The following is a 23,832-nucleotide window of genomic DNA, read 5'->3' on the forward strand; positions in this document are numbered from 1 at the left end:
TTATGAAATTTAACTTTAAAAAATACAGGGTAGGTGGTTTGTTACTTATCCTTGCTGCTGCTACAGGCAGTGGTTGCAAGAAATATCTTGATGAAAAAAATAAAAGCAACTTTGTTAAGGATAATTATTTTGTCAGTTCAAACCAGGCTTTAACCTTTGTAAACGGTTTGTACAACGTAATGTATTTTTTTCAAAATGGAGATGCTTATGGTGAAAGTCCTTTTATTACATTGGAGTTGTTTGCCGGCCATGCCACTTCGTTAGGACAGAGCGTAAACAATGGTAACGTGATCCATCAGCGTACCGATGCAGTTAATCCTGGTTTTGAAACAGTATGGTACAACTGCTACAAGGGGATTGCCAATGCAAACCTTGCCATTGAAAAGATCCCCGGCATATCACCAATGGATGATGGCTTAAAAAAGAAACTGATAGGTGAAGCTTACTTTTTCAGGGCATTTTATTACTACCACCTGGTACGTTTATATGGTGATGTTCCGCTGATTACCGCGTCGCAAACAGTGAGCAGCCCTGATCTGTATCCTTCACGTACACCTGTGGCCGATGTTTATAAACAAATCATCAGCGATTTGCAGGCAGCCGAAGAATCAGGTATGCCGAATACTGATGCAAGCGGTCGCGTTTCATTGGGGGCTGTTAAAACCTTATTGGCCAGCGTTTATTTAACAACAGCAGGCTTCCCGCTAAAACAAACCGAAAACTATGCTAAGGCAGCATCAGAAATTGAGCCTGTTTTAGGCTGGTATTCTTTGTTTCCTGATTATGCATTCCTGCATGATAATGCGCACAAAAATCAGCAGGAATTAATATTCCAGATTAATTACCTGGTAGGCACTCAGACTAATGCTATCCCTCAGTTAACTATTCCGTTTAACCTGTTGGTTGGTGCATATGGAGATCACCTTGGCGCTATGATCCCTACCAATCAGTTTGTGGCAAGTTATGAGGCGGGCGACCTGCGTACACAGGAGCGCCAGTTTTATTTCTCAAGCTATCCTCAATACGGTAACCCAGGCAACATCATTCAGTTTGGTGAACATGCACTTTATAAATATTTCCATGTTGAAAGTGCTGCTCAAAGCGGTCGAAGTGATGAGAACTGGACTTTATTGCGTTTGCCCGAAGCTCAGTTGATCTATGCTGAAGCAACTAACGAGGTGAGCGGGCCAACTGCTGAAGCTTATGCCGCTGTTAATGCTATCCGTGCACGCGCTAAACTTGCGCCATTGAGTAATTTAACCAAAGATACCTTCCGCCAGGCAATCTGGAGGGAGCGCTACCATGAACTCGCTTATGAAAATAAGGCATACTTTGATATGCAGCGTACCCATATGGCCTACCTGCCGCAATCAAACACTTTTGCCGACCCTACCGCTTCGCAAACAGAGCAGGGCGTAACCTTTAAAACTCAATATTACCTGTGGCCTATACCACAGCGTGAAATCAGCACTAACAGTAAATTAACCCAAAATCCGGGTTGGTAATTGTATAATGCAAATAATACACTTAAAAGACTGGCTATATCAAGCCAGTCTTTTATATTTACGGCTTGGTAAAACGTTTCATCAAAAATCAAATATTTAAACAATGAAAAAAGCCCTGGTACTTATCACATCAGTGTTGTTGGCGTCCGGTACTTTTGCTCAGCAGGTAAATAAGGTTACCGATCCTGTTGAATACATCAATCCGTTGATGGGTACCGACTCGCACTACGACCTTTCAAATGGTAACACTTATCCCGCTATTGCCCTTCCCTGGGGGATGAATTTCTGGACACCGCAAACCGGTGTTATGGGCGACGGATGGGCGTATACTTACGATGCGCACAAGATCCGCGGTTTTAAACAAACCCACCAGCCATCACCATGGATGAACGACTACGGGCAGTTTGCCATTATGCCGGTTACCAAACATGCAGTAGTAGGCCAAAATAAAAGGGCAAGCTGGTTCTCGCACAAAGCCGAAACTGCCAAACCATACTATTACAGTGTGTACCTGGCCGATCATGATGTAACTACCGAAATTACTCCAACTGAGCGTTCGGCACAGTTCAGGTTTACTTATCCTAAAACTGATAGCTCCTTTATCGTTATTGACGCACTGAACAAAGGCTCATACGTAAAGATCATGCCCGATCAAAAGAAGATTGTAGGCTATTCAACCAAATATGCGCGCGGCCCGCTTAAAAACTTTAAAAACTATTTTGTTATTTATGTGGATAAGCCAATCACCTATGCACATACTTTCGGCGATACTACGCAAGCTGATGGCCTGGAGCTAAAAGCTGAACATGCAAGCGCTCTGATAGGTTTTAAAACTACGCAAGGCGAAAAGGTTCATTTGCGCGTAGCTTCATCATTCATCAGCATTGAACAGGCCGAGTTGAACCTGGAGCGTGAGCAGGGTAAAGACAGCTTTGATGTAACTTGTCAAAAGGCAAAAGCTGTTTGGAACAAAACCCTAAACCACCTGCAGGTTGAAGGCGGCTCTGTTGATCAGATGCGTACCTTTTACTCATGCTTTTACCGCATGGTATTTTTCCCGAACAAATTGTATGAGATAGATAAGGATAACAAGATTGTACACTATAGCGCATCGACAGGTAAAGTATTCCCGGGTTATAAATTTGCCGGTACCGGCTTTTGGGATACCTTCCGGGCGCTATATCCCTTCCTGAACCTGGTTTATCCATCCATCAATAAAGAAATGCAGGAAGGCCTCATTAATGATTATAAAGAAGGTGGTTGGTTGCCTGAGTGGTCGAGCCCGGGGTATTCTGCGGTGATGATCGGTAATAATTCGGCTTCGGTGGTTTCTGAGGCTTATTTGAAAGGTTTACGCGGGTATGATATCAGTACTTTGTGGGAAGCTTTGGTGCACGGCGCAAATAATGCCGGTCCGCAGGCTACAGGCAGAGAGGGAGTTGAGTACTATAACAAATTGGGTTACGTGCCTTACGATGTTAAGATCAATGAAAACGCAGCCCGTACTTTAGAGTATGCATATGATGATTTTGCGATTTATAAATTAGGCAAGGCACTGGGCAAACCCGAATCAGAGATTGGCATTTATAAAAAACGTGCCATGAACTATAAAAACCTGTTCGATCCGGAAACAAAACTGATGCGTGGTAAAAACCAGGATGGTACTTTTGAAAAACCATTCAGCCCGTTTAAATGGGGTGATGCCTTCACCGAAGGTAATAGCTGGCATTACAGTTGGAGCGTTTTCCAGGATATGCAGGGCCTGATTGATTTAATGGGCGGACGTCAGAAATTTATTACCAAGCTGGATTCGGTATTTAGCATGCCACCGGTGTTTGACGATAGCTATTACGGCGAGACCATTCATGAGATCCGCGAAATGCAGATCATGAATATGGGGCAATACGCCCACGGCAACCAGCCTATTCAACATATGATTTACTTGTACAATTATGCAGGTGAACCATGGAAAACCCAGTTCCATGTGCGTGATGCTATGGAGAAGTTATACAAAGCTACTCCGGATGGTTATTGTGGCGATGAGGACAATGGCCAAACATCGGCATGGTATGTGTTCTCGGCTATGGGCTTTTACCCGGTAACTCCGGCCAGTGATCAGTACGTTTTGGGTACACCACTGTTCAAGAAAATTACGCTAAATCTTGAGAATGGTAAAAAGGTAGTGATCAATGCAGCTAACAACAGTCCGGCTAATAAATATATCAATACGTTAAACGTTAACGGCAAGCCATATGATTTAACCTGGTTAAGCCATTCGGAACTTAAAAAAGGAGCGGTACTTAACTTTAATATGGCTCCTCAGCCTAATAAGGCAAGAGGCGTGAAGGTAAGTGATGTTCCATATTCGTTGAGTACGGAGTAGCCCCCTAACCCCTGAAGGGGGAACAATGGTGGATATTTTAATAACAACCAAGGCGAGGTAAATCCTCGCCTTGGTTGTTAAACGTCTACTGCCGCGGGCTTTCAGCCCGTGGTGAACCATCGTGTCTGCTTTCAGCTGACGTAAAAACAAAATCCGAAATCGAAAATCCCAATTCCGAAATCAAGAATTAATGCCATTCTTCCCGGTACACAAATTTGGGCATTTGCCAGTTATATTTAATAGAAAGTAAACGTAATGCAAGACCAATAATACAAGCTATTACAATTGCCACTCCATTGGGGGCACCCATATGTTCGAGACCTAAATAGCATGCCCCAGTTACAATGGATGCACTGGCGTAAACCTCCTTACGGAACAGCAAAGGTACTTCATTACACAAAACATCGCGAAGCACACCACCTGCACAGCCAGTTATCATGCCGCTTAGCAAAATGATAAGCCATGGCAGATCAATCTGCTCAGCTATCTGGCAGCCTATAATAGTAAATACTACCAATCCCAAAGCATCCAGGTAAAGAAACAGCGTTTTCATTTTGGTCATGAGGCGTGCGATGATGGCGGCCAATATCGCTGCTGCTGCGGTAATCACTAAATATTCGGGATGTTCGACCCAGCTCATGGGGTAATGATTAAACAATATGTTGCGAACGGTGCCGCCGCCTAAAGCTGTAACCCAGGCTATGATACAAACACCAACCCAATCCATATCCCGGCGCCCGGCTGATAATGCCGCTGTCATTGCTTCGGCAATAATGGCTATAATGTAGAGAATGTGAAGCATACAGGTAGTGAAGGGTTTATTTATACGCCAATATAATAAACCTTTATTGAATATGCTATAGTTCTCCCTTAGCGGGGGGCGGTTTCATCCAGTCCTTTCCTTCCGTAAAGCGGGCTACCAGCATGGCAGCAGCCGTATCGCCGGTTGCATTCAACAATGTGGCCATTGGGTCAACCAGCGTACCAATAATAATGGCAGGAGGGAGCGCTTCGGGCGGAAAACCATAGGCCGAAATAAAAAGCAGCTCACCAATATAACCGCCATTGGGTATACCGCCTTCAACCAGGCTTACTAAAACTGTCATAGCAAGGGCTATGATTATAGTTTCAGCGTTGTCAAAGCTTTTACCAAACAGCGCGAAAACTACAGCCATTTTTACTATTGACGAAATGCTTGAACCATCTTTGTGCAAAGTGCCACCAAGCGGAATGGTAATATTGGCAATAGCATCAGAGATGCCCATTTTTTTTGCGGCATCCAAATTTGCCGGTATGGTGGCAATGCTGCTGCAAGTTCCTACTGCTGTAGCCGATGGTATAATATTATTTTTCCAGTATCGCTTAAACGCGCTAACGCCACCTGCGATAAAAGCATACAGACTGAATATCGCAAGGTAATAAAAAGCACCTACTCCATAATATAAAGCCATTGATCGGGCATAACCGCCAAATAATTGCGGACCGAACACACCAACCTGGTAAGCAAAATAAGCACCCAAACCAATTGGGCCAATCCTCATAATGAGGATGAATATATTTTTGAACACCTCATTGCCGCTGTGTAAAAAAGCTGCAAATGCTTTGCCTTTTTCGCCTGCATGCAGTGTAGCAAAGCCGGTGATCACGGCAAAAATGATCATGGCCAGCATGCTTTTGCGGGATAACAGCTGGTAAAATTCGCTGGTGGTAAAAAGGCTGGTTAGCTGATCGCCAAAAGGTTTTTTGGTGATGGTTTCGGTAATGGGGCTGGCCACCAGGTGCTGATGGATTGGGAAGATCCAAATAGCTATAATGGTAACCATAGCAGCTACTAAAACAGTCGACACAAATACCAGTGAAGTAACGCCCAGCAGTTTCCCCAGCCTTTGTGAGCTGTCTAATGCAGCAATAGCCGATGCTATGGCAAAGAAAACCAGCGGCACAACGGCAGTGAACAGCAGGTTCAGGAAAATATCACCGATGGGTTTGAGCACGGCTACTTTGTCGCCTAAAACAGCTCCGGCGATACTGCCAATGATAATGCCTGTTATTAATAGGATGATGCCTTTGTAGTTTTTAAACCAGCTGTTCATTGTGCTAAGATAATTAATTTGTGCAGCGCAGAGGCATGGTAATATGTCTTCGCGGTTTTGAATTTTGCTAATATCAGTATCCCTCAAATTAATATATTAGCGCCTATTATAAATACTGAATGCAAGTAGAACAAGCCGGGGACTTTATCCTCGACAAAATAAAGAAAGAACTCCCCGAACATTTTCATTACCATAATGCTGATCATGCGCTTGATGTTTATACTGCTGCAAAACAAATTGCGACGGGTGAGGGGATAATCGAAGACGAATTGGAGCTATTACTTACGGCCGTTTACTATCATGATTCAGGTTTTTTGTTCGGCCAGGTGAATCACGAGGCTGGTTCATGCAAAAATGCTAGGCAATATCTGCCTGATTTTGGTTATACGAGTGACGAAATTGAGCAGGTTTGCGATATTATTATGGCAACCAAAATGCCGCAAAACCCTCACAATCATTTAGGCCAGATAATTTGTGATGCTGATTTAGATTATTTGGGCCGAAATGATTTTTTTATCCTTAGTAAAAGGTTATTTTCGGAACTTGTAATTACAGATCACCTTGAATCGGAATTGGAGTGGGACAGGCAGCAGGTGAAGTTCCTGCAAAGCCATCATTACTTCACCCAAACAGCACTCAGGCTCAGGGCTGAAGGTAAAAACGAGCATTTGAAAATTATCACAAAAAAAATTTAAATACTGCTATTAATGACACAACCGGGTTTAAAAATTGAAGAAATTTTGAAAGACGTAGTCACAGTAATTATCGGCATTTTATTCTGTGGGTTCGCCCTAAAAGGTTTTTTAGTACCTAACAGTTTCTTTGATGGCGGGGTAACCGGTATTTCTCTTCTTCTTCACGAGCTGTATCATTTCAACATAGCTTATGTAATCATCATAGCCAACATCCCTTTTATTATCATGGGCATGTTCCAGGTTAATAAATCATTTGCACTAAAAACGCTTGCTTGTGTAATTGGACTTGGCTTATGTTTACAATTTATAGAATACCCAGTAATAACTCAGGATAAACTATTGGTGTCTATTTTTGGTGGCGTATTTATGGGCCTGGGCGTGGGGCTATCCATTCGTGGAGGGTGCGCGTTGGATGGTATCGAGATATTAGCTTTATACACCTTAAAACGCAGTAGTTTCACCATTAGCGAAATTATTTTAGGTATCAATATTATTATTTTCCTGATAGCAGCCGTTGAGTTGGGTTTACAAACAGCATTATATTCTATTTTAACTTATTACACTGCATCACGAACAATAACGTTTGTAATAGACGGATTAGAGGAGTATACGGCTGTAAATATCATTTCGGGCCAAAGTGAGATTATTAAAGAAAGACTGGTTATGGAACTCGGTCGCGGGATCACCATTTACAAAGGTGAACGTGGCTTTATGAAAGAAAGTTTTGATGTTCATCAACCGGTTGATATCATCTTTACGGTAGTAACCCGTTTGGAAGTACGCAGGTTAAAAAACCTCGTACATGGCATTGACCCAAAGGCATTCGTTTTTACAAGTAGTATTAAAGAAGCCGCAGGCGGAGTGTTGAAGAAGAAGGTAAGGGATCATTAATTGGAAGTTCTAAGTATTTAGTTTCAAGTCATAAGTCGTTTACCGCGAAAAACAGCAATGCCATCCCAAAAGGATGGCATTGCTGTTAAATAACAAAGCTGCTTCGGGTTTAGCGGAGCGTAACCCGGAGTGGGCATTACTTAAGCTTCCAGTTTAAGCGCAAAAGATTAGAACACCAACAACGGCCAATTCTTGCCATGTGTTCGTTATCTATAGTTTAAGTGATGGGATGGATGAAGTTGGAAACTTCAATGATGCTACACGGGTTACACTATGCTAAACCCGCGGTAGTTATTTTTATTAATCAATCACCTCGTAAATCTCAACCGGCTTTAATTTATTCTTCAAACTTACTTCGCCAATTTTAGTAAGGGCGAAAGAGCCTTTTGCCTGCTCATAAACATCGGCGCTTACAATGATCTGGTTGGCTTGTGCCACGGTTTGGAGGCGCTGGGCCAGGTTAACCGCATCGCCAATTACTGTATAATCGAGCCGCTTTAATGTGGCCGAACCAATATTGCCTGAGATCATCTCGCCCGAATTGATACCGATAGAAACAGAAGGCTTGAAAGTTTTATCACCCGCCTGGATTTCATCGGCCTCGTGCATTTTATCGCGAACAGCGAGGGCTGCGTCAATAGCGCGGTCAAGGTGATATTCACCGCGGAAAACGGCCATTACGGCATCACCCATAAACTTATCAATATGACCGTTTTGGGCAATGATCTCCTGTACCATTACATCAAAGTACTTATTGATCATACCTACAACCGTATTGGCGGCAACATGCTCGGTTATGGCGGTAAAGCCGCAGATATCAATAAATAGCACAGTTGCCTCGATAGTTTCATTACTCAAAAGGCTGTTCTCAAACTCCTTATGGGTCATGAAGTTAAGTACATTTTCATCCACATACATCCGCAGGATATTGTTCTCCTTAATGGCCTGCATGGTTTTCTTAAGTTCGATAACGTGTTGTAAAGTTTTCTCAATAGTAATGTCAAGATCTTCGAAGTTTACCGGCTTACAAACAAAATCAAATGCGCCGCGGTTCATGGCCGTGCGGATATTATCCATATCGCTATATGCAGAAACCATCACTGCTTTTAATATAGGATTAGCATCGGGCAGTTTGGTAAGCAGGGTTAGTCCATCCATTTCCGGCATATTGATGTCGCTTAAAACTACATCAATATCGGGGTGGGAGGCCAGTTGAGTTAATGCTTCAAAACCATTTTGGGCAAATACAAATTCATACACGCCTTCCCGTATCTTTTTCCTGAATTTTTGCCTGATCAGTAATTCCAGGTCCTGCTCGTCATCTACTACCAGTATCTTGGCCATTATTGTTCTAAGTGTTTAAGTTTGTCTTTTAAGTTGCTAAAATCAAGCGGCTTGGTTAAAAAGTCGTCGGCTCCAAGTTCCATTGATTGTTTATAGTTTTCATCATCGCCGTAAGCGGTGATCATCATCACTACCGGCGGTGGTTTTTCGTAATGCTGCCTGATGTTGCGCAATAGTTCAAGTCCGCTCATACCCGGCATATTGATATCAGATAAAATTAGTATGACCTGCGAGTGGTGGTCTTCCAAAAAATGAAGGGCCTCTTCACCTGATAGTGCGAAGTTGAACTCTATCCCGCCGCTTTTGATCTCTTTCCGGAAACGTTGTAAAAACAAGGGTTGAACATCGGCCTCGTCGTCAACAACAAGTATTTTCATAGTACTTCAAAGTTAAATTTTTGTGTGGTTTTATTAGTGGTTAAACGCAAAAATTACCCGCGTTTAACTTTGGGCAACATTGCCAACAGGGATGCAAATTACAAACCGCGCAAATTCGCCTTCGGCCGTTTCAACCTTAAGTTCGCCACCATGCCCTTTAGTGATAATATCATAACTCATGGAAAGACCAAGCCCGGTGCCCTGCCCGGTAGGCTTGGTGGTAAAAAAGGGCTGGTAAATTTTATCCAGAACCTTTTGAGGGATGCCCGTACCATTATCTTCCACCGTAATTTGCACCATATTAACACCCGATGGCGATTTTACCTTTTTGGTATTAACTGTTACGGTTGGTTCGTACCCTTCTCCCAAAATCCGTTTCTTTTCGGTTACCGAGTAAAACGAATTGTTAAACAGGTTAAGCAGTACGCGGCCCAAATCCTGCGGAATAGCTTCTATTTTACCCAGATCAGGATCAAAACTGGTTTTCATGCCTGCATTAAATGATTTATCCTTGGCACGCAGACCGTGATAGCTCAGCCGGAGGTATTCATCTGCAAGCGCATTGATATCTGTGGGCTCCTTTTTACCCGTTGTAGCACGCGAATGCTGCAGCATCCCTTTGACAATGGCATCAGCACGCTTGCCGTGCTGGTTTATTTTACTTAGGTTTTGGGTAATGTCGTTAATAATATCGCCGGCATCTTCCTTTACGTCGTCGGGCAGTTTATCAAGTACCTCGTCCTTTAGCTCCTCAAGCAGTTCGATACTTACTTCGCTAAAATTGTTTACAAAGTTCAGCGGGTTCTGAATTTCATGGGCAATACCGGCGGTGAGTTCACCCAGTGAGGCCATTTTTTCCGATTGGATCAGCTGCGCCTGAGTGCTTTTAAGTTCGGACAGGGCTTGCTGTAATTCTTCTGTTTGGCGGGTAAGTTCGGCTGTGCGCTCACGAACTTCGCTTTCAAGGTTTACCTTCATGGCTGCCATCATGCGGTTCTGCTCCTGCTCGGCAAAGCGTTGTTTGCGTTCATTTTCAAGTGCTTTGGTTTGTTTGCGGCTGATGAGCCAAAGCGAAAATGCCCAGATAAGCGAGAACATTACCAGGCTTTGTATCAGGTTATCGTGGTTTTCGTAAAAATTAGGGAACCATTTTTCTAATACATCTTGTATCAAGCCGGCAATTGCATAAGGGATCAATGCGAAGGCAAGTTGTTTGCCCGATTTCAAATCTTCGATATAATAGGGTGATATGACAACCCCTAAAAAGAACAGATGTGATATTATCGTGGTCAGCCTTTCTCCATGATCAAAACTTACACCGAATATGAAGATTGCTATAGCAATATAATAGCCTATGTTAAGGTATTTGTTCCACTTGGTTAGCAGCCCGTCATTCTTCAGGTGCCTCCTGAATTGAGTGATCACAAATACGGCAAGGAAAGGTTCTAAACTCATGAAGGTTGTTTTACTTCTTTTATAAATGCGAAGCCGAAATTTAACAATTTTATAGAGATTATTAAACTATGCCTGTAATTTATCAAGAGTAACAGATTAAACAATCTATTTTAATTGCTTTGGTGTTTTATCCCGCATTTATAAAGCAACCTTAAAGCTGTATAAAACGTAGTTAATAATGAAACCAGTGATGAACCTGGTTTTAATTGTTTTATCATCCTCTTGAAGCAAGTTTTAAAAAGTATTCTGCTCATCCTTAGTCAATCTGAAAAGCGGAGGCTTGCCAGGTTAATCATTGTGGACATTATTGTCGCCCTTTTGGATGTTGCTTTTTTAGCAATGCTGTTGCTAATGGTTAATTTTTATACACAGCAAGGCATAAGGACTAACTATAATTTTTTATCGGCCAGTTTTGTCGATAATAAATCGCTGTGGCTTATCGGGATCTTCCTTGTGCTTTTCGCGATAAAAAATTGCATCGGGTTCTTTGCCCAAAACGCGCAGCATCATTTTTTTTACCAGGTAGCTTCGAGATTATCCGAACGTAATATCCGAACATACCTTGATGCAGGTTTTGATCAGTTCATCCACATCGATTCATCAGTACATACCCGGCGAATCAGCCAGCAACCTATCGAATTTAGCCATTATATGCTCACTAATTTTCAGCTAATAATATCACAAACTGTATTGATCCTTTTTACTATTGGGGCTATTATGTTCTATCACCCGGCCTTGTTTGTTTTGTTGTTTGTGTTGCTGCTGCCGCCTGTTGCGGCTTTGGGTTGGTTCATTAAAACCAGGCTAAAATTTATCAGGGGGCAGATCAAAATCGTGAGTGAAAAAACGCTACAGCATTTAAACGAATCCTTATCAGGTTACGTGGAGAGCAATATTTATCAAAAAAATGATTTCTTCAGTCGCCGGTTTTTTAGCTACCAACAGCAGCTTAATCAAAATATAGCTTCACAGCAAACCTGGCAAAACCTGCCTTCACGATTGATGGAAGTATTTGCCGTTCTGGGTTTTTTTATCCTCATCGCTGTAAATAAACTAACGGGCGATACTCCGGTGGTTAGTATTCTGACTATCGGCATTTTTGTGGCGGCAGCATATAAGATCATCCCAGGTATTGTAAAGATACTGAACAGCAGCGGGCAAATGAAGACCTATGAATTTATCCTGGCCGATTTGATCATTGAAGAAGATGATAAACCACAGGTTAATGAGGTTGTTGACGAACAGATTTGGTCATTGAAACTTGAAAAAGTAAGTTTCAGTTATCCGGACAAAACTGTTTTGGATGAGCTTTACCTTGAGATAACTCCCGGTGATATTATGGGCATTTCGGGGAATTCAGGCAGGGGGAAAACTACTATCATTAACCTGTTAACCGGTTTTTTGGAGCCGGCCGAAGGGGGCATTTATATCAACAATAAAATTGCTGCCGCGCCAATGCGCCGGCTTTACCGTAAAAACATCTCCCTGGTTAAACAACAACCGTTTCTTATATATGATACTATCCTAAAGAACATCATACTTGACGATAAAACTGCCGATGAGCAAAAGTTGACCAGTGTACTGGAGTTTTGCGGCTTAGATAAGCTGGTTGCGGAGTACCCAGAAGGCACAGCTAAAGTTATTACCGAAAACGGCAAAAACATCAGCGGCGGTCAGCGCCAAAGGATCATGCTGGCCCGGGCGCTTTATCATAATCATGATCTGTTAATTTTAGATGAGCCGTTTAGCGAAATGGATGCGGATGCGGAAAATGAATTGTTAACCAAATTGCAGCAACTGGTCCGGCAGGGAAAAATGATCATCCTGATCACCCATAACAAGGCCAGCCTGGCTATCTGTAATAAAGTGATCTCGCCCAATGGATGATAACCGTAAAAAAGCATTGCTTATCCTGAGCCCCGGGTTCCCCGAAAGCGAAGCCGATACTACCTGTTTACCGCCTCAACAGGTTTTTGTACGGGCATTAAAAGCCGAAAATCCGGAATTGCATATCACTGTGCTAAGTTTTCAATATCCTTTTTTCGCTGCCGAATATGATTGGCATGGTGTACGGGTGATCAGTTTTGGAGGAAGAAGCCGTGGTAAATTATTCAGGCTGAATATTTGGCTAAAAGTATGGCGAGCTTTAGGGCTTTTAAGCAAGGAATACCAAATAATGGGCTTGCTAAGCTTTTGGCTTGGCGAATGTGCTTTGGTTGGTCATTATTTTGCCTGGATAAAAAATATTAAGCACCGTTGCTGGATGCTGGGGCAGGATGCTAAAGCCGGGAACAAATATGCTAAGTGGATAAAGCCAAAAGGAGAGGAACTGATAGCGCTGTCGGATTTTATTGTACGTGAGTTCGCTAAAAATTACCAGGTAAGACCACTGAATGTTATCCCGGTGGGAATAGATACTTCATTATTTGCTGATTTATCTGCCGGAAAAGACATTCATATTTCAGGGGTAGGGTCGCTTATTCCCTTGAAACGGTTTCACCTGTTTATTGAAGCTGTTGCCATGCTGAAGCAATATTACCCGGATATAAAAACGGTGATATGCGGCGATGGCCCGGAAAAGGAAAAATTATTAAAACAGATTAAATCAAAGCAACTTGAAAGTAACATAACCATTGCGGGCGAACTACCGCATCATGAAGTGCTTAAAATGATGCAGCGCTCAAGAGTGTTATTTCACCCTTCGGAATATGAAGGCTTCGGCGCTGTTTGCCTTGAAGCCCTGTATGCGGGAGCTGAAGTAGTAAGTTTTGTTAAACCGATGGATAATAGTATTACCAACTGGCATATTGTAAACGATATGGAAGAAGTCGGGCAAACTATCCGTTGGGTTTTGGATAAACCGGATTTGGTGAGGAAAAATGTATTGGTTTATGAGATCAGGGATAATGTAAGGAAGATGATGGAGGTGTTTGAACAATAGATTGGATTTGCGACTGCTAAAAGCAAGCAGTGCTTAAAGACTTTGCACTATCCCCTCAACCCTCTCGGCAATAGCCTCAAACGATAAGTTTTGATTATAATATTCAATGGATAATCTCCGCTTTTCTGCAACATTCATTTGTGTGGTTTGCAGGAGCGCAGCAAGCAATGCAGCTTCATTTCCCGGCTCATACAATACGCCGCATTCCCCATTGTTAGTGATCATCCTGAACGAAAGGATGTCTGTAACCAACGGCACGCATCCGCATGACATGGCCTCGCAAATAGCGGTACCGCTACCTTCATAATGTGAGCCGGAGAGGATGAAATCGGCACTGTTGTACCAGTATAATAAATCGGCGTGTGGTACTTCGCCAATTAATTCAATAGCTTCTATATTTGGTGATGAGTTTAATAAGTCGTTGATCTTCGGCAGTAACTCTTCGGTATGGTAGATCATAAAGAGCTTTGCCCCGGGCGAACTTTCGGCGAATTTCAAAAAGGCTCTCACTACATTTAACGGGTCTTTATTTTCGTTTAAGCGGCCTATCCATAAAAACACCGGTTTGCCTTTTGCACCCGTTTGGGAGTTGGCTTCCAGGCGGCTTATAGGATAAAAAACAGAGGAAACCTCCATTACCTCATGTATTTTACCGGGCGATTTGAGGTTGCCGGCGGCAATCCATTCCATCCCCATATCATGCGATGCAAACAAGTTGGCGTTAACCAACCGGTCGGCTGCCCGCTGAAGTATTTTTTTTATACCAGTAAAAGGTTTTTCAGCATGATTTTGTACAATGACCTTTACTTTGCGGCCAAGCATAAGCCGTAGCTGGATAACCTGCAAGGGGAAAAGCAAACCATGTACTATTACCACGTCGGGTTTCAGGCTTTTAATATACAAATGCAAAGCCCATGGAAAATATTTGAGCGCTGCTTTTGGGTATCTTCTGAAATGATAGTTAACGCCATTTTGTGTCAATTCACCTTCGTAATTAATTTGTTCAATGCTGATCACCTCGTTGCTTCTGGCAAGGGCATCTAATATGCCGGTATACATGTTAATGCGCTTTAACCAGGCCTGTGGCTGGTTAAACTCTTTGGTGTACACATAACTGGCAAAAACGTATCTCATTTAAAAAGCATCAATGGAGGCAAAAGCAAACGCTATTTTTATTTAGCGGTATCAAGGTCTTTATCCAGGCCCAAAACGTGGCATCCACCACCGCTTAAATAAATCGCTTTGCGTTTCGATTTTGACCATATTTTTTTTACGATATTCATGCTGCTGGCAGGGCTGGATAGGGTATAGGAAAAACGGCATCCGGCTTGTATCGTTTTATTTCGGTTATCAAACCAGGGATATCGCCCATCACGTATTTGAAATGATTGCCGGTAAAAACCTTGCTGTAATTTTGGTTAATGATACCGGTAAGCTGGTGGTAAAGCGACTCATCAAACAGCAAAATCACGCCCTTATGCATCACCAGTAAAATATCATTGGGTGTTATATCATAAAAAGCCTGCAAACCGGCTTTGTCTTTTGCTTTAGCTATTATAATATCCGCATCAAATCCGTTGATAATGCTGCCACTATTTAGTTTCCAGATTTGGGCAGGGGATGAAGTAAGAGAGCTGTACAATTCATCATCATTAAGCATTTGGGTTTTACGCGCAAGGCGAATGTGATGCCAGATGTCCCAATGCCCGGTAAGTGTGCTGTCTGTGCCAAATAAAATCGTTGTTTTGCTTTTTAGCTCATCAATGGCCGCTGTTTTATTAAGCAGAAAATAGTTTGATTCGGGGCACCAAACCACGGCTTCGAAATGTTTGGCTTGTTGAGGATCCATAGCTACTCCATGGATCCCGATGAGCTTACGCTTAAGGATATTCCATTTAATTAGTTCATCTATTTCGGTATGGGCGATATCGTTTGTGCCCTCGCCTGTATGGATCACAGCCGGTTTATTTATTTTAAGCGGGTTATTGAGCCGTTTTTTCCAGTTTTTTTCAAAGCGGACAGAATGGATGCTCTGGCAATTATCAAATATGGTGATGAGAGGATCATTTATGGTAGCTTTTTCGCCATGGTTTACTACTGTAGTAATGCCGCAAAGCAGGTTTTTATAAACACCCCAGCGCTCGCGCAGGGCAATAGGGATTTTTAGCACAGATGCAATCTCATCAGCGTAAACGCGGTGAATGTGTTTTCCCCATTCGGTATAACTTTCATAGGTTTTATTGCCAAGCTGCGGAAAAAGATTGAAATCAAGATGGTCATGCGAGTTGATCAGGCCCGGAAAGGCAATGGCATCCACAAAGGTCAGCTGTTCGCGGTCATCAGTATGTGAAGGGGAAACCTGTTTTATTTTACCCTCACTTATACTTATGCTTACCACGGCATCATTTCCCGGTATCATCACATTATTCAGTACCATCAGTTCTCCTCAAGTGCAGCCCGTAAATAATGGGAAAGCCTTTATACTTATCATAAACATGAAGCGCGTTTTTATTGGCGTAATAATGCTTCATGGTTTCATCTATTTTAATTTCTTCTTCGGCAACCAGTATAAAGCTATTGTTCAGCAGCGCATCTTTAATAGTATTTACGGGGTGCACATAGTTTTCGACAGCTATAAAACTGCTGCCATGTTTAAATGTCCGCTTGCCGCCATTTGCCAGTGTCTGCGGATGGAAATCGGTAATGATGATGTCGCCGGTCGGTTTTAGGATCCGCATCCAGGCCTGCAAGGCAACTTCAATATTTTTGATGTGCGCAACGGTAAGGGTTGAAACTATGGTGTCAAAACTCCCCGATGGCATGTCACCGAACAGGTCGTCGGTAATTCGGTAAATATTTGCCGATAGAAACTTTCGCTGTAAACGGGCCAGCATTCCGGCAGATGTGTCAAAGCCTGTTAACCGCCCCGGATTTAGCGCAAATATTTTTTCCCAATGCCTGCCGGTACCGCAGCCAATATCGGCCACGTTTTTACCGGTGATAACTGTATCCGTAACCAGGCGGGGAAACAAAACTTCATCCAAATCGAGCATGAGGTTACCTGGCTGCGCATCATAATGCTCGGCCCAGATATCGTAGGCATCCACCGAGTTTTTCTCTATGATATCGGGCGGGAAAAAGCGCTGCTTAATATAATTTTTTACAGTTTGGATCACAATTGCGGGATATTAGTAACATCTTATATCAGCAAATACGGCCGTTAAATAATAATGGTTGCCAGCTATTTTATTTATAAAGGCAGGCAACCTGTGTGAAAGCCAGGGCGTATTTATTAGTGTGAAAGTGATAGTGTAGAAGCTCAGATTAATTGTTGAATGGGCAATCCCCCTCATTTGTGATTGGGTATGGCAGTTGGTTTTATTTTGTGTGCAGACTTTGTAATGGCAGGGGTGCTTTACAGGTTGCTTAAACTAAAAGATAAACCCATTGCCGGGGGGATTGAAAGCAAAGTATTGATACTAACAGATGAACAAGATATTATTATTTAACCCGCGTAGTGCAAATAACAAGTATCGCATACCTAATTCGATACTAAATATAGCGGCTTCAGTTGATGGAAAATATGACTGGGTAATTGTTGACGGCAATTGTGAGCATGACCCTATGATTAAGATAGATAGCTATTTAAGCACCGGCGAGTTTAAATACTTTGGGTTTACAGTTATGCCCGGTCCGCAGTTAAAACAGGCTATTACTGCGGCAAAAACTATAAAGCAAAGATATCCCAATACCAAAATGATCTGGGGCGGGTATTTTCCATCAAATCAGCCTAACGCGGTTTTATATTCCGGTTATGTCGATTTTATTATCAACGGGCCTGGTGATCACGCTTTCCCCGCCTTGATTGATGCCCTGGAGAAAAACGAACCTTATGAGTTTATCCGCAACCTCATCTATAAAGCAACCGATGGTAAGATTATCAAAACCGCTAAGGAGGACCTTTTAGACCAGGATAATCTGCCGCCTTTACCATATGATAAGCTGAACACTTTTTATCCCATTACCAAGTTTTTGGGTAAAACCTATCTGGGCGAAAAAACAATGGCCTATCACTCCAGTATCGGCTGCCCCTTCACCTGCTCCTTTTGTGCTGTAGTGCCGATATATGAGGCAAGGTGGAAGGCAAAATCAGCTCAGAATGTTTACAAGGATGTAAAATATATTAAAGATAAATGGGGTGCAGATGCCATTGAGTTTCATGATAACAACTTTTTTGTATCAGAAAAGCGCGCGGTTGAGTTTGCCCGTTTAATCAAACCCGAAAACATGACCTGGTGGGGTATGGCCCGTATCGATACCATGTCGAAATTTAAAGATTCATCCCTCGCTGCAATCCGCGAATCAGGATGTAAGATCATCTTTTTCGGAGCCGAAAGTGGTAACAATGCCATTTTAGAACAGATGGATAAGGGCGGAACGCAAACAGGCGACCAGATCATTGAGTTTGCCGAACGTCTTAAAAAGTTTGACATCATACCCGAATATTCTTTTGTATTAGGCACTCCGGCGCCAACCCAGGAACAGGTTCAGTCGCAAATTGATTTTGAAATAGACTTTATAAAAAAGGTAAAGGCTGTTAACCCTAAAACCGAGATCGTGATTTATACCTACAGTCCTGTGCCTACGGAAGGGTCAGAATTGTTTAAGCAGGTAATGAAAAGCGGCTTCCGTTTTCCCGAAACACTGGAGGACTGGATAAGCCCGGCATGGGAAGCCTTTGATCTTCGTAAAAATCCGCTCACGCCATGGCTTACACCGGAAATGATCGATAAGATCAGGAATTTTGAAACGGTGCTGAACGGGGTGTATCCAACGGTAACGGATATCAGGCTCAATATGATTAAACGTATGGCCATTAAACTGGTAGCTACCATGCGCTATAAGGCGAGCATGTACCATTATCCTTATGAAATAAAGTTGCTACAAAAGGTTTGGCGTTACAGGCAACCCGAAATACAGGGATTTTAATTTATGCAGATGACAGGCCAATCGTTATATCATACCTTTCAGCGTCTCCGCACATTGCAAACGCACCGCGTCGCTGCGCTACCCATCGTGATTTTGATGCCGCACAGTGCCTGCAACTGCCGTTGCGTAATGTGCGATATCTGGAAGGATAATAAAAACCTGAAGCAGCTTACCGAAGCAGATATAACTGATCTGTTAGGCGCTTTACGAAAGTTTGGTACAAAGCAGGTATTGATGTCGGGTGGGGAGGCGTTGCTGAATGCCAATTTTTTCAGGCTTTGCGAAATTTTGCGTGCTGAAAAGATCAAGGTTACGCTGCTGTCGACAGGTTTGTCTATCAAGAAAAACGCGTTCGATATTTTAAGACGGATTGATGATTTGATTGTTTCTTTAGATGGCGATGAACTTTTACATGATGCCATCCGAAATGTTCCAGGGGCATTCAATAAATTGAAGGAGGGAGTGGAGTACATTAAATCTCTCGAACCCCAATACCGCATTACAGCCCGTACCGTAATTCACCGTTTAAATTTCAGGAATTGGCCGGCCATTATTGAAGCGGCAAGGCAAATGGGTATTGACCAGGTGAGCTTTTTACCTGCCGATGTGAGCAGCCATGCCTTTAACCGCCAAACTGCATGGGCCGAGCCTCGGCAACATGAGATACTACCGACTGAAAATGAACTTGCCGAATTTCAGGAAATGACAAACCAGGTGTTGGCTAATAAAAGCGATTTTGCCAACAGGTTCATTGCCGAATCTCCGGCTAAGATCCGGGATATTTATGGTTATTATGCTGCTTTTTATGGCCATAATGCATTCCCGTTTAAAAAGTGTAATGCACCATGGGTGTCGGCAGTGATTGAGGCTGATGGCGCGGTAAGGCCTTGCTTTTTTCATGAGGCGATAGGTAACATCAGGGATAATTCATTAAATGATATTTTGAACAGCAAAGAGGCGATCAATTTTCGCAAAACACTGGATATGGCTAATGACCCTACCTGTGTTAAATGTGTATGCTCGCTTAATTTATCACCGCTGGCGAGGTTGGATTGATAAATAGAAATTATAACAGCACGGGATTTGTGCGATTCCCTCTTGAGAGGGATGTAGGGGGGGCGTTTCTTTCAAGATTGCTCGCATGCGGAATAACACACCCTGCAATTACACAGCCTCACGCGCCCCCTCTCAAGAGGGGAATGAAATCAGGTCTTTAAACACGATGAACAATATACTGTTTACACATTCTTACTTTTTACGGTTCGACCCAAAGCAATGGGGCATAGGGCAACCTTATGCGCCGCTGGGTACTATATACGCTGCTGCGCTGATGCGGGAGCGCGGTTACCGGGTAAGCCTGTTTGATACCATGTTTGTGAGCAATCCTGACGGGGTGATAGCCGCTATTGAGTTGAATAAACCGGATTTTTTTGTGGTTTATGATGATGGGTTCAACTACCTGACCAAAATGTGCCTCACCAATATGCGCGAGGCTGCATTTAAAATGTGCAAGCTGGCTAAGGAACGTGGCTGTACAGTTATCGTTTCCAGCTCAGATTCAACCGACAGGTATGCAGCATATCTTGCCGAAGGAGCTGATTTTGTGATATTGGGTGAAGCCGAACAAACGCTGACAGAACTTACTGACCATATCCGAAGTGGCAATACTGATCATTTTGAGATAAAAGGATTAGCTTACACGAGCGGCAGCGAGATTATTAAAACACCCGGCCGCGCGGTAATGAAGAAACTGGATAGTTTGCCAATGCCCGCCTGGGATTTGGTGAATATGGATACCTACCGGGATATGTGGATGAAGAATGCAGGCTATTTTTCAATTAATGTGGTAACCACCCGCGGTTGTCCGTTCAAGTGTAACTGGTGCGCCAAGCCTATTTATGGCAACCGGTATAATTCTCACAGTCCGCAGTATATTGTTAATGAGCTTAAAATGCTTAAGGAGCGGTGCCAGATGGATCATATCTGGTTTTGTGATGATATTTTTGGGTTGAAACCCGGCTGGGTGCAGGAATTTGCCAAACTGCTGGCACAGGAGGGAATTAAGGTCCGTTTCAAGATCCAGTCGCGGGCCGATTTATTGGCAGAGGAAGAAGCTGTAGCAGCCCTGGCCGCCGCCGGTTGTGAAAACGTGTGGATAGGGGCCGAAAGCGGATCGCAGAAGGTACTGGACGCCATGGATAAGGGTATCACTATCGATCAGATCCATACGGCTACGCACCTCATGAAAGCGCATGGCATTAAGCCATCGTTCTTTATCCAGTTTGGCTACCCCGAAGAAACGCGGGATGATATTACGCTTACCATAGATATGATTAACCGGTTGCTGCCATTTGAGATTGGTATTTCGGTATCCTATCCGTTGCCGGGTACCGGTTTTTACGAGCGCGTTAAAACCGAGTTGAAAAAGAAAACCAACTGGACAGACTCCGACGAGATGGCGCTGATGTTTAAAAACACCTACCCGCCTTTTTACTACAAGCAATTACATAAATATGTACACCGCAACTATCACAAGCACCTGGCTAAAAACAGCTTCCAAAAACTGCTAAAAGATCCGTTTGGGAGTTCGGTAAAAAATATCAGGAAAGCGTTATCGGTGTTTTATTATGCGCCGCTTACTTATCTTGAAAAGTTGAAGCTGGAAAAATTTGAAAAGGCAATATGACCGGCACCGCATCACCTATAAACGAACAATTTGCCGAGGCTGCATTCAGTAACCAGTCGGTAGTTTTTGATGAGCTGTACTCAGGCGACACGATAATTGCGTACAAGCGCAAACGCGTGCGTGATCATATCCTGCAATACCTGAAGCCTGGAAGCAACATCCTTGAACTGAATAGTGGTACCGGTGAAGATGCGCTGTTTTTTGCACAAAAAGGATTTAAAGTACATGCTACCGATATTTCAAAAGGGATGCAGCAGCAACTACGCGAAAAGGTGGTAAAGTATGATATGCAGCATGCCGTAAGCAATGAGCTTTGTTCATATACGCAGCTTGAACAGCTAAACAATAAAGGCCCTTATGATCTGATCTTTTCCAACTTTGCAGGCCTCAATTGTACCGGCGAACTGGAAAAAGTATTGAGCTCATTTGCCGGGCTACTAAATCCGGGAGGCACGGTGACCCTGGTGGCGCTGCCCAAATTCTGCCTCTGGGAAACTTTACTGGTATTTAAAGGGAAATTTAAAACTGCTTTTCGCCGGTTTTTTAGCAGTAATGGCCGCAAGGCGCATGTTGAAGGTGTATACTTTGATTGTTTCTATTACAACCCATCCTACATTAAAAAACGTTTAAAATCCGACTTTAAAGTATTGGATGTTGAGGGCTTGTGTACCATCGTGCCGCCATCATATATTGAAGGCTTTGCCGAAAAACATCCGCGTGCCTATAAAACACTTGCCCGTTGGGAGAACAGGTTGAAGGCCACCTGGCCGTTTAAGTACGTGGGCGATTATTATATTATTTCGCTGAGGAAAATGTAATTGAGAACGTCATGCTGAGTTTTGGAATCCAGCGGACTGTGAAGGGCTAATGACAAAAAGATGTGGTCACCCTGAGCTTGTCGAAGGGTCGCGCGCAGAGGCCTTGCCCGCCATGCTTCGACTGGCTACCCATGACAAGATAAAAAATGTGGTTTTTCGCAGCAGATCAGCTTCGGGTGAAAACGAACAGAACGATGCTGGGCGGTGCGGCTGCAGGGGCATAGCAAGTTTTTGCAGAAGCGGAGGCATTGCGTGCGAATCGGGGCAAAATAATTGCAGCCCGTGGTTCTGTTCGTTTTGCAGGGTGAAGGCCGCGCCGATGGCTACGGGGCCAGGTTGTGCGCAAAGAAGCCTCTCTGCTGCAAGCCTTTTTGGTTACTTTTGTGGCGACAAAAGTAACTGGCCCCGCGCGGCAAGAGCGCGACGATGTAAGTCAAATACTAATGAAGCCCGTTACCAGCCTGTCGGGGATTGCTTCATTCCTTGAAGCAATGACATGAACGCAGATGTCATTTTACCTTCAGAGGCCACGGGATTTAAATCACTCAGCATGACAGCTGTTTTAAATTATGCCAAAAGTAACTTGTTTCAGGAACCCATAGAACAGGTATTGTATACAGGGTTTAGACTTAGCATTTTAGGGCCGAAATAATTTCGGTATGACGATAAGGAGGAGTTTTATTGCGCCATCCGCTCTTCAAATTGCTGTAACAGCATGGAAACTTTAATCCGGTATTTTTCTATCAGTTTAATTTGAAAGTTCTCGGGAGAGGGCTTGGCAAAATGTTTGCTTGCGGCCATGCTCATTACCGTACCCCGCATATTCAATTTCTTCATTTCAGTTTTCTTGTTCCATCGCCCGGAGGTGATTTTCATCAATACATTATCCAGCCAATCGCCGAATGGATTATTGAACAGGCTTTCTGCAAATGTTTTATACCACCGCTTTTTTAATGGTTTAGCAGTAGCGAGGCGCATACATTTGTTAGGCAGGAAACCGGAGGTCCAGGCATTAGATTTATAAAAGCTTTCAAAGGTAAGGTCACCCTCTAATGGGATAATAGTTGCTACTTCAATTGCTGTATAAATGTTCTTTTCAACTATCTGCAGTTGGGCCTCATCAATATAGTAGTTCATGCAGTAGTTGTGCTGTTTACCAACCAAAAAGGTAAGTTTTTTGAACATATGCATAAACGTACGTGCAAGCCAAAGCCTGTTGCGTTCGGTAATGATAAAAAAATCAATGTCCGAATTGTCATCGGCAAAGTTTTTGGACAAAGAACCTGAAATGCCTATACCACGAACGTAAGGAAACCGGATCAGGAACGCGCCTATTTCTTTAGCTTTATTGATTAGCCCGGCAGCTTTTTTGTTTCCTTTATTACGCCTCACCGCTATCATATAATCGTTTTTGAGCGAATAAAACCTATCGAAATGAAATACCAGCTTATTGACGATAAGTTGATCAAGCGCTTCAGTGAAATCATGTCGGCCATACTTGTTTTCCAAAAACAGGAATATCTCGCCGTAGGTTAACGGGTAGTCCCACATGTCAAAATAGGCAAGGGTAGCTAAAATATTATTCCTGGTATTTAACAATCGTTTATTGTTTTGTTCAACTAAGATGACTGTACTTTTCACGTCTTTGTATATAT

At 43.1% G+C, this 23,832-nt stretch carries 19 protein-coding genes; 10 read left to right on the forward strand and 9 right to left on the reverse strand.

Annotated elements, in window-relative coordinates; translation table 11 throughout:
- Window positions 1-2 precede the first annotated feature (2 nt).
- Both IEX80_RS01535 and IEX80_RS01540 read left to right on the forward strand, forming a co-directional pair.
- Entirely contained in the window at window positions 3-1,505 is a 1,503-nt protein-coding gene (locus IEX80_RS01535) for a RagB/SusD family nutrient uptake outer membrane protein (protein WP_090526187.1), read from the forward strand.
- A gap of 103 nt (window positions 1,506-1,608) precedes the next feature.
- Window positions 1,609-3,888 (forward strand): GH92 family glycosyl hydrolase, encoded by a 2,280-nt coding sequence (locus tag IEX80_RS01540; protein WP_188831717.1) that lies wholly within the window; start codon window positions 1,609-1,611, stop codon window positions 3,886-3,888.
- 187 nt (window positions 3,889-4,075) lie between these two features.
- On the opposite strand, the gene IEX80_RS01545 is transcribed toward IEX80_RS01540, so the two are convergent.
- Together IEX80_RS01545 and IEX80_RS01550 are read right to left on the reverse strand one after the other, a co-directional pair.
- Window positions 4,076-4,690 (reverse strand): trimeric intracellular cation channel family protein, encoded by a 615-nt coding sequence (locus IEX80_RS01545; protein WP_090524888.1) that lies wholly within the window; start codon window positions 4,688-4,690, stop codon window positions 4,076-4,078.
- 55 nt (window positions 4,691-4,745) lie between these two features.
- Window positions 4,746-5,981 carry a dicarboxylate/amino acid:cation symporter gene (locus tag IEX80_RS01550; protein WP_188831718.1) on the reverse strand — a complete coding sequence of 412 codons (1,236 nt, stop codon included), beginning with the start codon at window positions 5,979-5,981 and terminating at the stop codon, window positions 4,746-4,748.
- A 119-nt stretch (window positions 5,982-6,100) separates the two neighbouring features.
- Here IEX80_RS01550 and IEX80_RS01555 point away from each other — a divergent pair, with 119 nt between their 5' ends.
- Window positions 6,101-6,676, forward strand: coding sequence for an HD domain-containing protein (locus IEX80_RS01555; RefSeq protein ID WP_090524892.1), 576 nt, complete (start codon window positions 6,101-6,103; stop codon window positions 6,674-6,676).
- Between the two features lie 12 nt (window positions 6,677-6,688).
- Window positions 6,689-7,567 (forward strand): YitT family protein, encoded by an 879-nt coding sequence (locus IEX80_RS01560; RefSeq protein WP_090524894.1) that lies wholly within the window; start codon window positions 6,689-6,691, stop codon window positions 7,565-7,567.
- A gap of 300 nt (window positions 7,568-7,867) precedes the next feature.
- Here the strand turns inward: IEX80_RS01560 and IEX80_RS01565 are convergent, their stop codons facing one another.
- The 3 genes from IEX80_RS01565 to IEX80_RS01575 all read right to left on the reverse strand — a co-directional run bounded on the left by IEX80_RS01565 (window position 7,868) and on the right by IEX80_RS01575 (window position 10,743).
- A complete protein-coding gene (locus IEX80_RS01565; RefSeq protein WP_175489916.1) occupies window positions 7,868-8,911 on the reverse strand; it encodes an adenylate/guanylate cyclase domain-containing protein in 1,044 nt (347 codons plus the stop codon).
- Window positions 8,911-9,288: a response regulator gene (locus tag IEX80_RS01570; RefSeq protein ID WP_090524899.1), complete on the reverse strand. Its 378-nt coding sequence runs from the start codon at window positions 9,286-9,288 to the stop codon at window positions 8,911-8,913. Before IEX80_RS01570 ends, IEX80_RS01565 begins: the two co-directional genes overlap by 1 nt.
- Before the next feature lie 63 nt (window positions 9,289-9,351).
- Window positions 9,352-10,743, reverse strand: coding sequence for a sensor histidine kinase (locus IEX80_RS01575; RefSeq protein ID WP_090524901.1), 1,392 nt, complete (start codon window positions 10,741-10,743; stop codon window positions 9,352-9,354).
- 297 nt (window positions 10,744-11,040) lie between these two features.
- Between IEX80_RS01575 and IEX80_RS01580 the strand changes: the two genes are divergently transcribed.
- On the forward strand, window positions 11,041-12,630 hold the full coding sequence (locus tag IEX80_RS01580) for an ATP-binding cassette domain-containing protein (RefSeq protein ID WP_139159917.1): 1,590 nt from the start codon (window positions 11,041-11,043) through the stop codon (window positions 12,628-12,630).
- Window positions 12,623-13,684 carry a glycosyltransferase gene (locus tag IEX80_RS01585; RefSeq protein ID WP_090524906.1) on the forward strand — a complete coding sequence of 354 codons (1,062 nt, stop codon included), beginning with the start codon at window positions 12,623-12,625 and terminating at the stop codon, window positions 13,682-13,684. Before IEX80_RS01580 ends, IEX80_RS01585 begins: the two co-directional genes overlap by 8 nt.
- Window positions 13,685-13,717: 33 nt before the next feature.
- Here IEX80_RS01585 and IEX80_RS01590 read toward each other — a convergent pair whose 3' ends face one another.
- The 3 genes from IEX80_RS01590 to IEX80_RS01600 all read right to left on the reverse strand — a co-directional run bounded on the left by IEX80_RS01590 (window position 13,718) and on the right by IEX80_RS01600 (window position 16,860).
- A complete protein-coding gene (locus IEX80_RS01590) occupies window positions 13,718-14,818 on the reverse strand; it encodes a glycosyltransferase family 4 protein (RefSeq protein WP_090524908.1) in 1,101 nt (366 codons plus the stop codon).
- A gap of 145 nt (window positions 14,819-14,963) precedes the next feature.
- Entirely contained in the window at window positions 14,964-16,121 is a 1,158-nt protein-coding gene (locus IEX80_RS01595) for an amidohydrolase family protein (RefSeq protein WP_090524910.1), read from the reverse strand.
- The gene (locus IEX80_RS01600) at window positions 16,108-16,860 is read right to left on the reverse strand and encodes a class I SAM-dependent methyltransferase (RefSeq protein WP_188831719.1); all 753 of its coding nucleotides are present in this window, start codon (window positions 16,858-16,860) and stop codon (window positions 16,108-16,110) included. The genes IEX80_RS01595 and IEX80_RS01600 overlap by 14 nt, the downstream gene beginning before the upstream one ends.
- Window positions 16,861-17,170: 310 nt before the next feature.
- Here IEX80_RS01600 and IEX80_RS01605 point away from each other — a divergent pair, with 310 nt between their 5' ends.
- The 4 genes from IEX80_RS01605 to IEX80_RS01620 all read left to right on the forward strand — a co-directional run bounded on the left by IEX80_RS01605 (window position 17,171) and on the right by IEX80_RS01620 (window position 22,177).
- Window positions 17,171-18,673: a B12-binding domain-containing radical SAM protein gene (locus IEX80_RS01605; protein ID WP_090524914.1), complete on the forward strand. Its 1,503-nt coding sequence runs from the start codon at window positions 17,171-17,173 to the stop codon at window positions 18,671-18,673.
- Between the two features lie 3 nt (window positions 18,674-18,676).
- Window positions 18,677-19,729, forward strand: a complete 1,053-nt coding sequence (locus tag IEX80_RS01610; protein ID WP_090524915.1) for a radical SAM protein — start codon at window positions 18,677-18,679, stop codon at window positions 19,727-19,729.
- Between the two features lie 166 nt (window positions 19,730-19,895).
- Window positions 19,896-21,359, forward strand: coding sequence for a B12-binding domain-containing radical SAM protein (locus tag IEX80_RS01615; protein WP_090524917.1), 1,464 nt, complete (start codon window positions 19,896-19,898; stop codon window positions 21,357-21,359).
- Entirely contained in the window at window positions 21,356-22,177 is an 822-nt protein-coding gene (locus tag IEX80_RS01620; RefSeq protein WP_090524919.1) for a class I SAM-dependent methyltransferase, read from the forward strand. Before IEX80_RS01615 ends, IEX80_RS01620 begins: the two co-directional genes overlap by 4 nt.
- Window positions 22,178-22,855: 678 nt before the next feature.
- On the opposite strand, the gene IEX80_RS01625 is transcribed toward IEX80_RS01620, so the two are convergent.
- Window positions 22,856-23,818: a nucleotidyltransferase domain-containing protein gene (locus IEX80_RS01625; protein ID WP_139159918.1), complete on the reverse strand. Its 963-nt coding sequence runs from the start codon at window positions 23,816-23,818 to the stop codon at window positions 22,856-22,858.
- Between the last annotated feature and the right edge of the window lie 14 nt (window positions 23,819-23,832).

The sequence above is a fragment of the Mucilaginibacter rubeus genome (assembly GCF_014643835.1).
Taxonomy (GTDB): Bacteria; Bacteroidota; Bacteroidia; order Sphingobacteriales; family Sphingobacteriaceae; genus Mucilaginibacter; species Mucilaginibacter rubeus.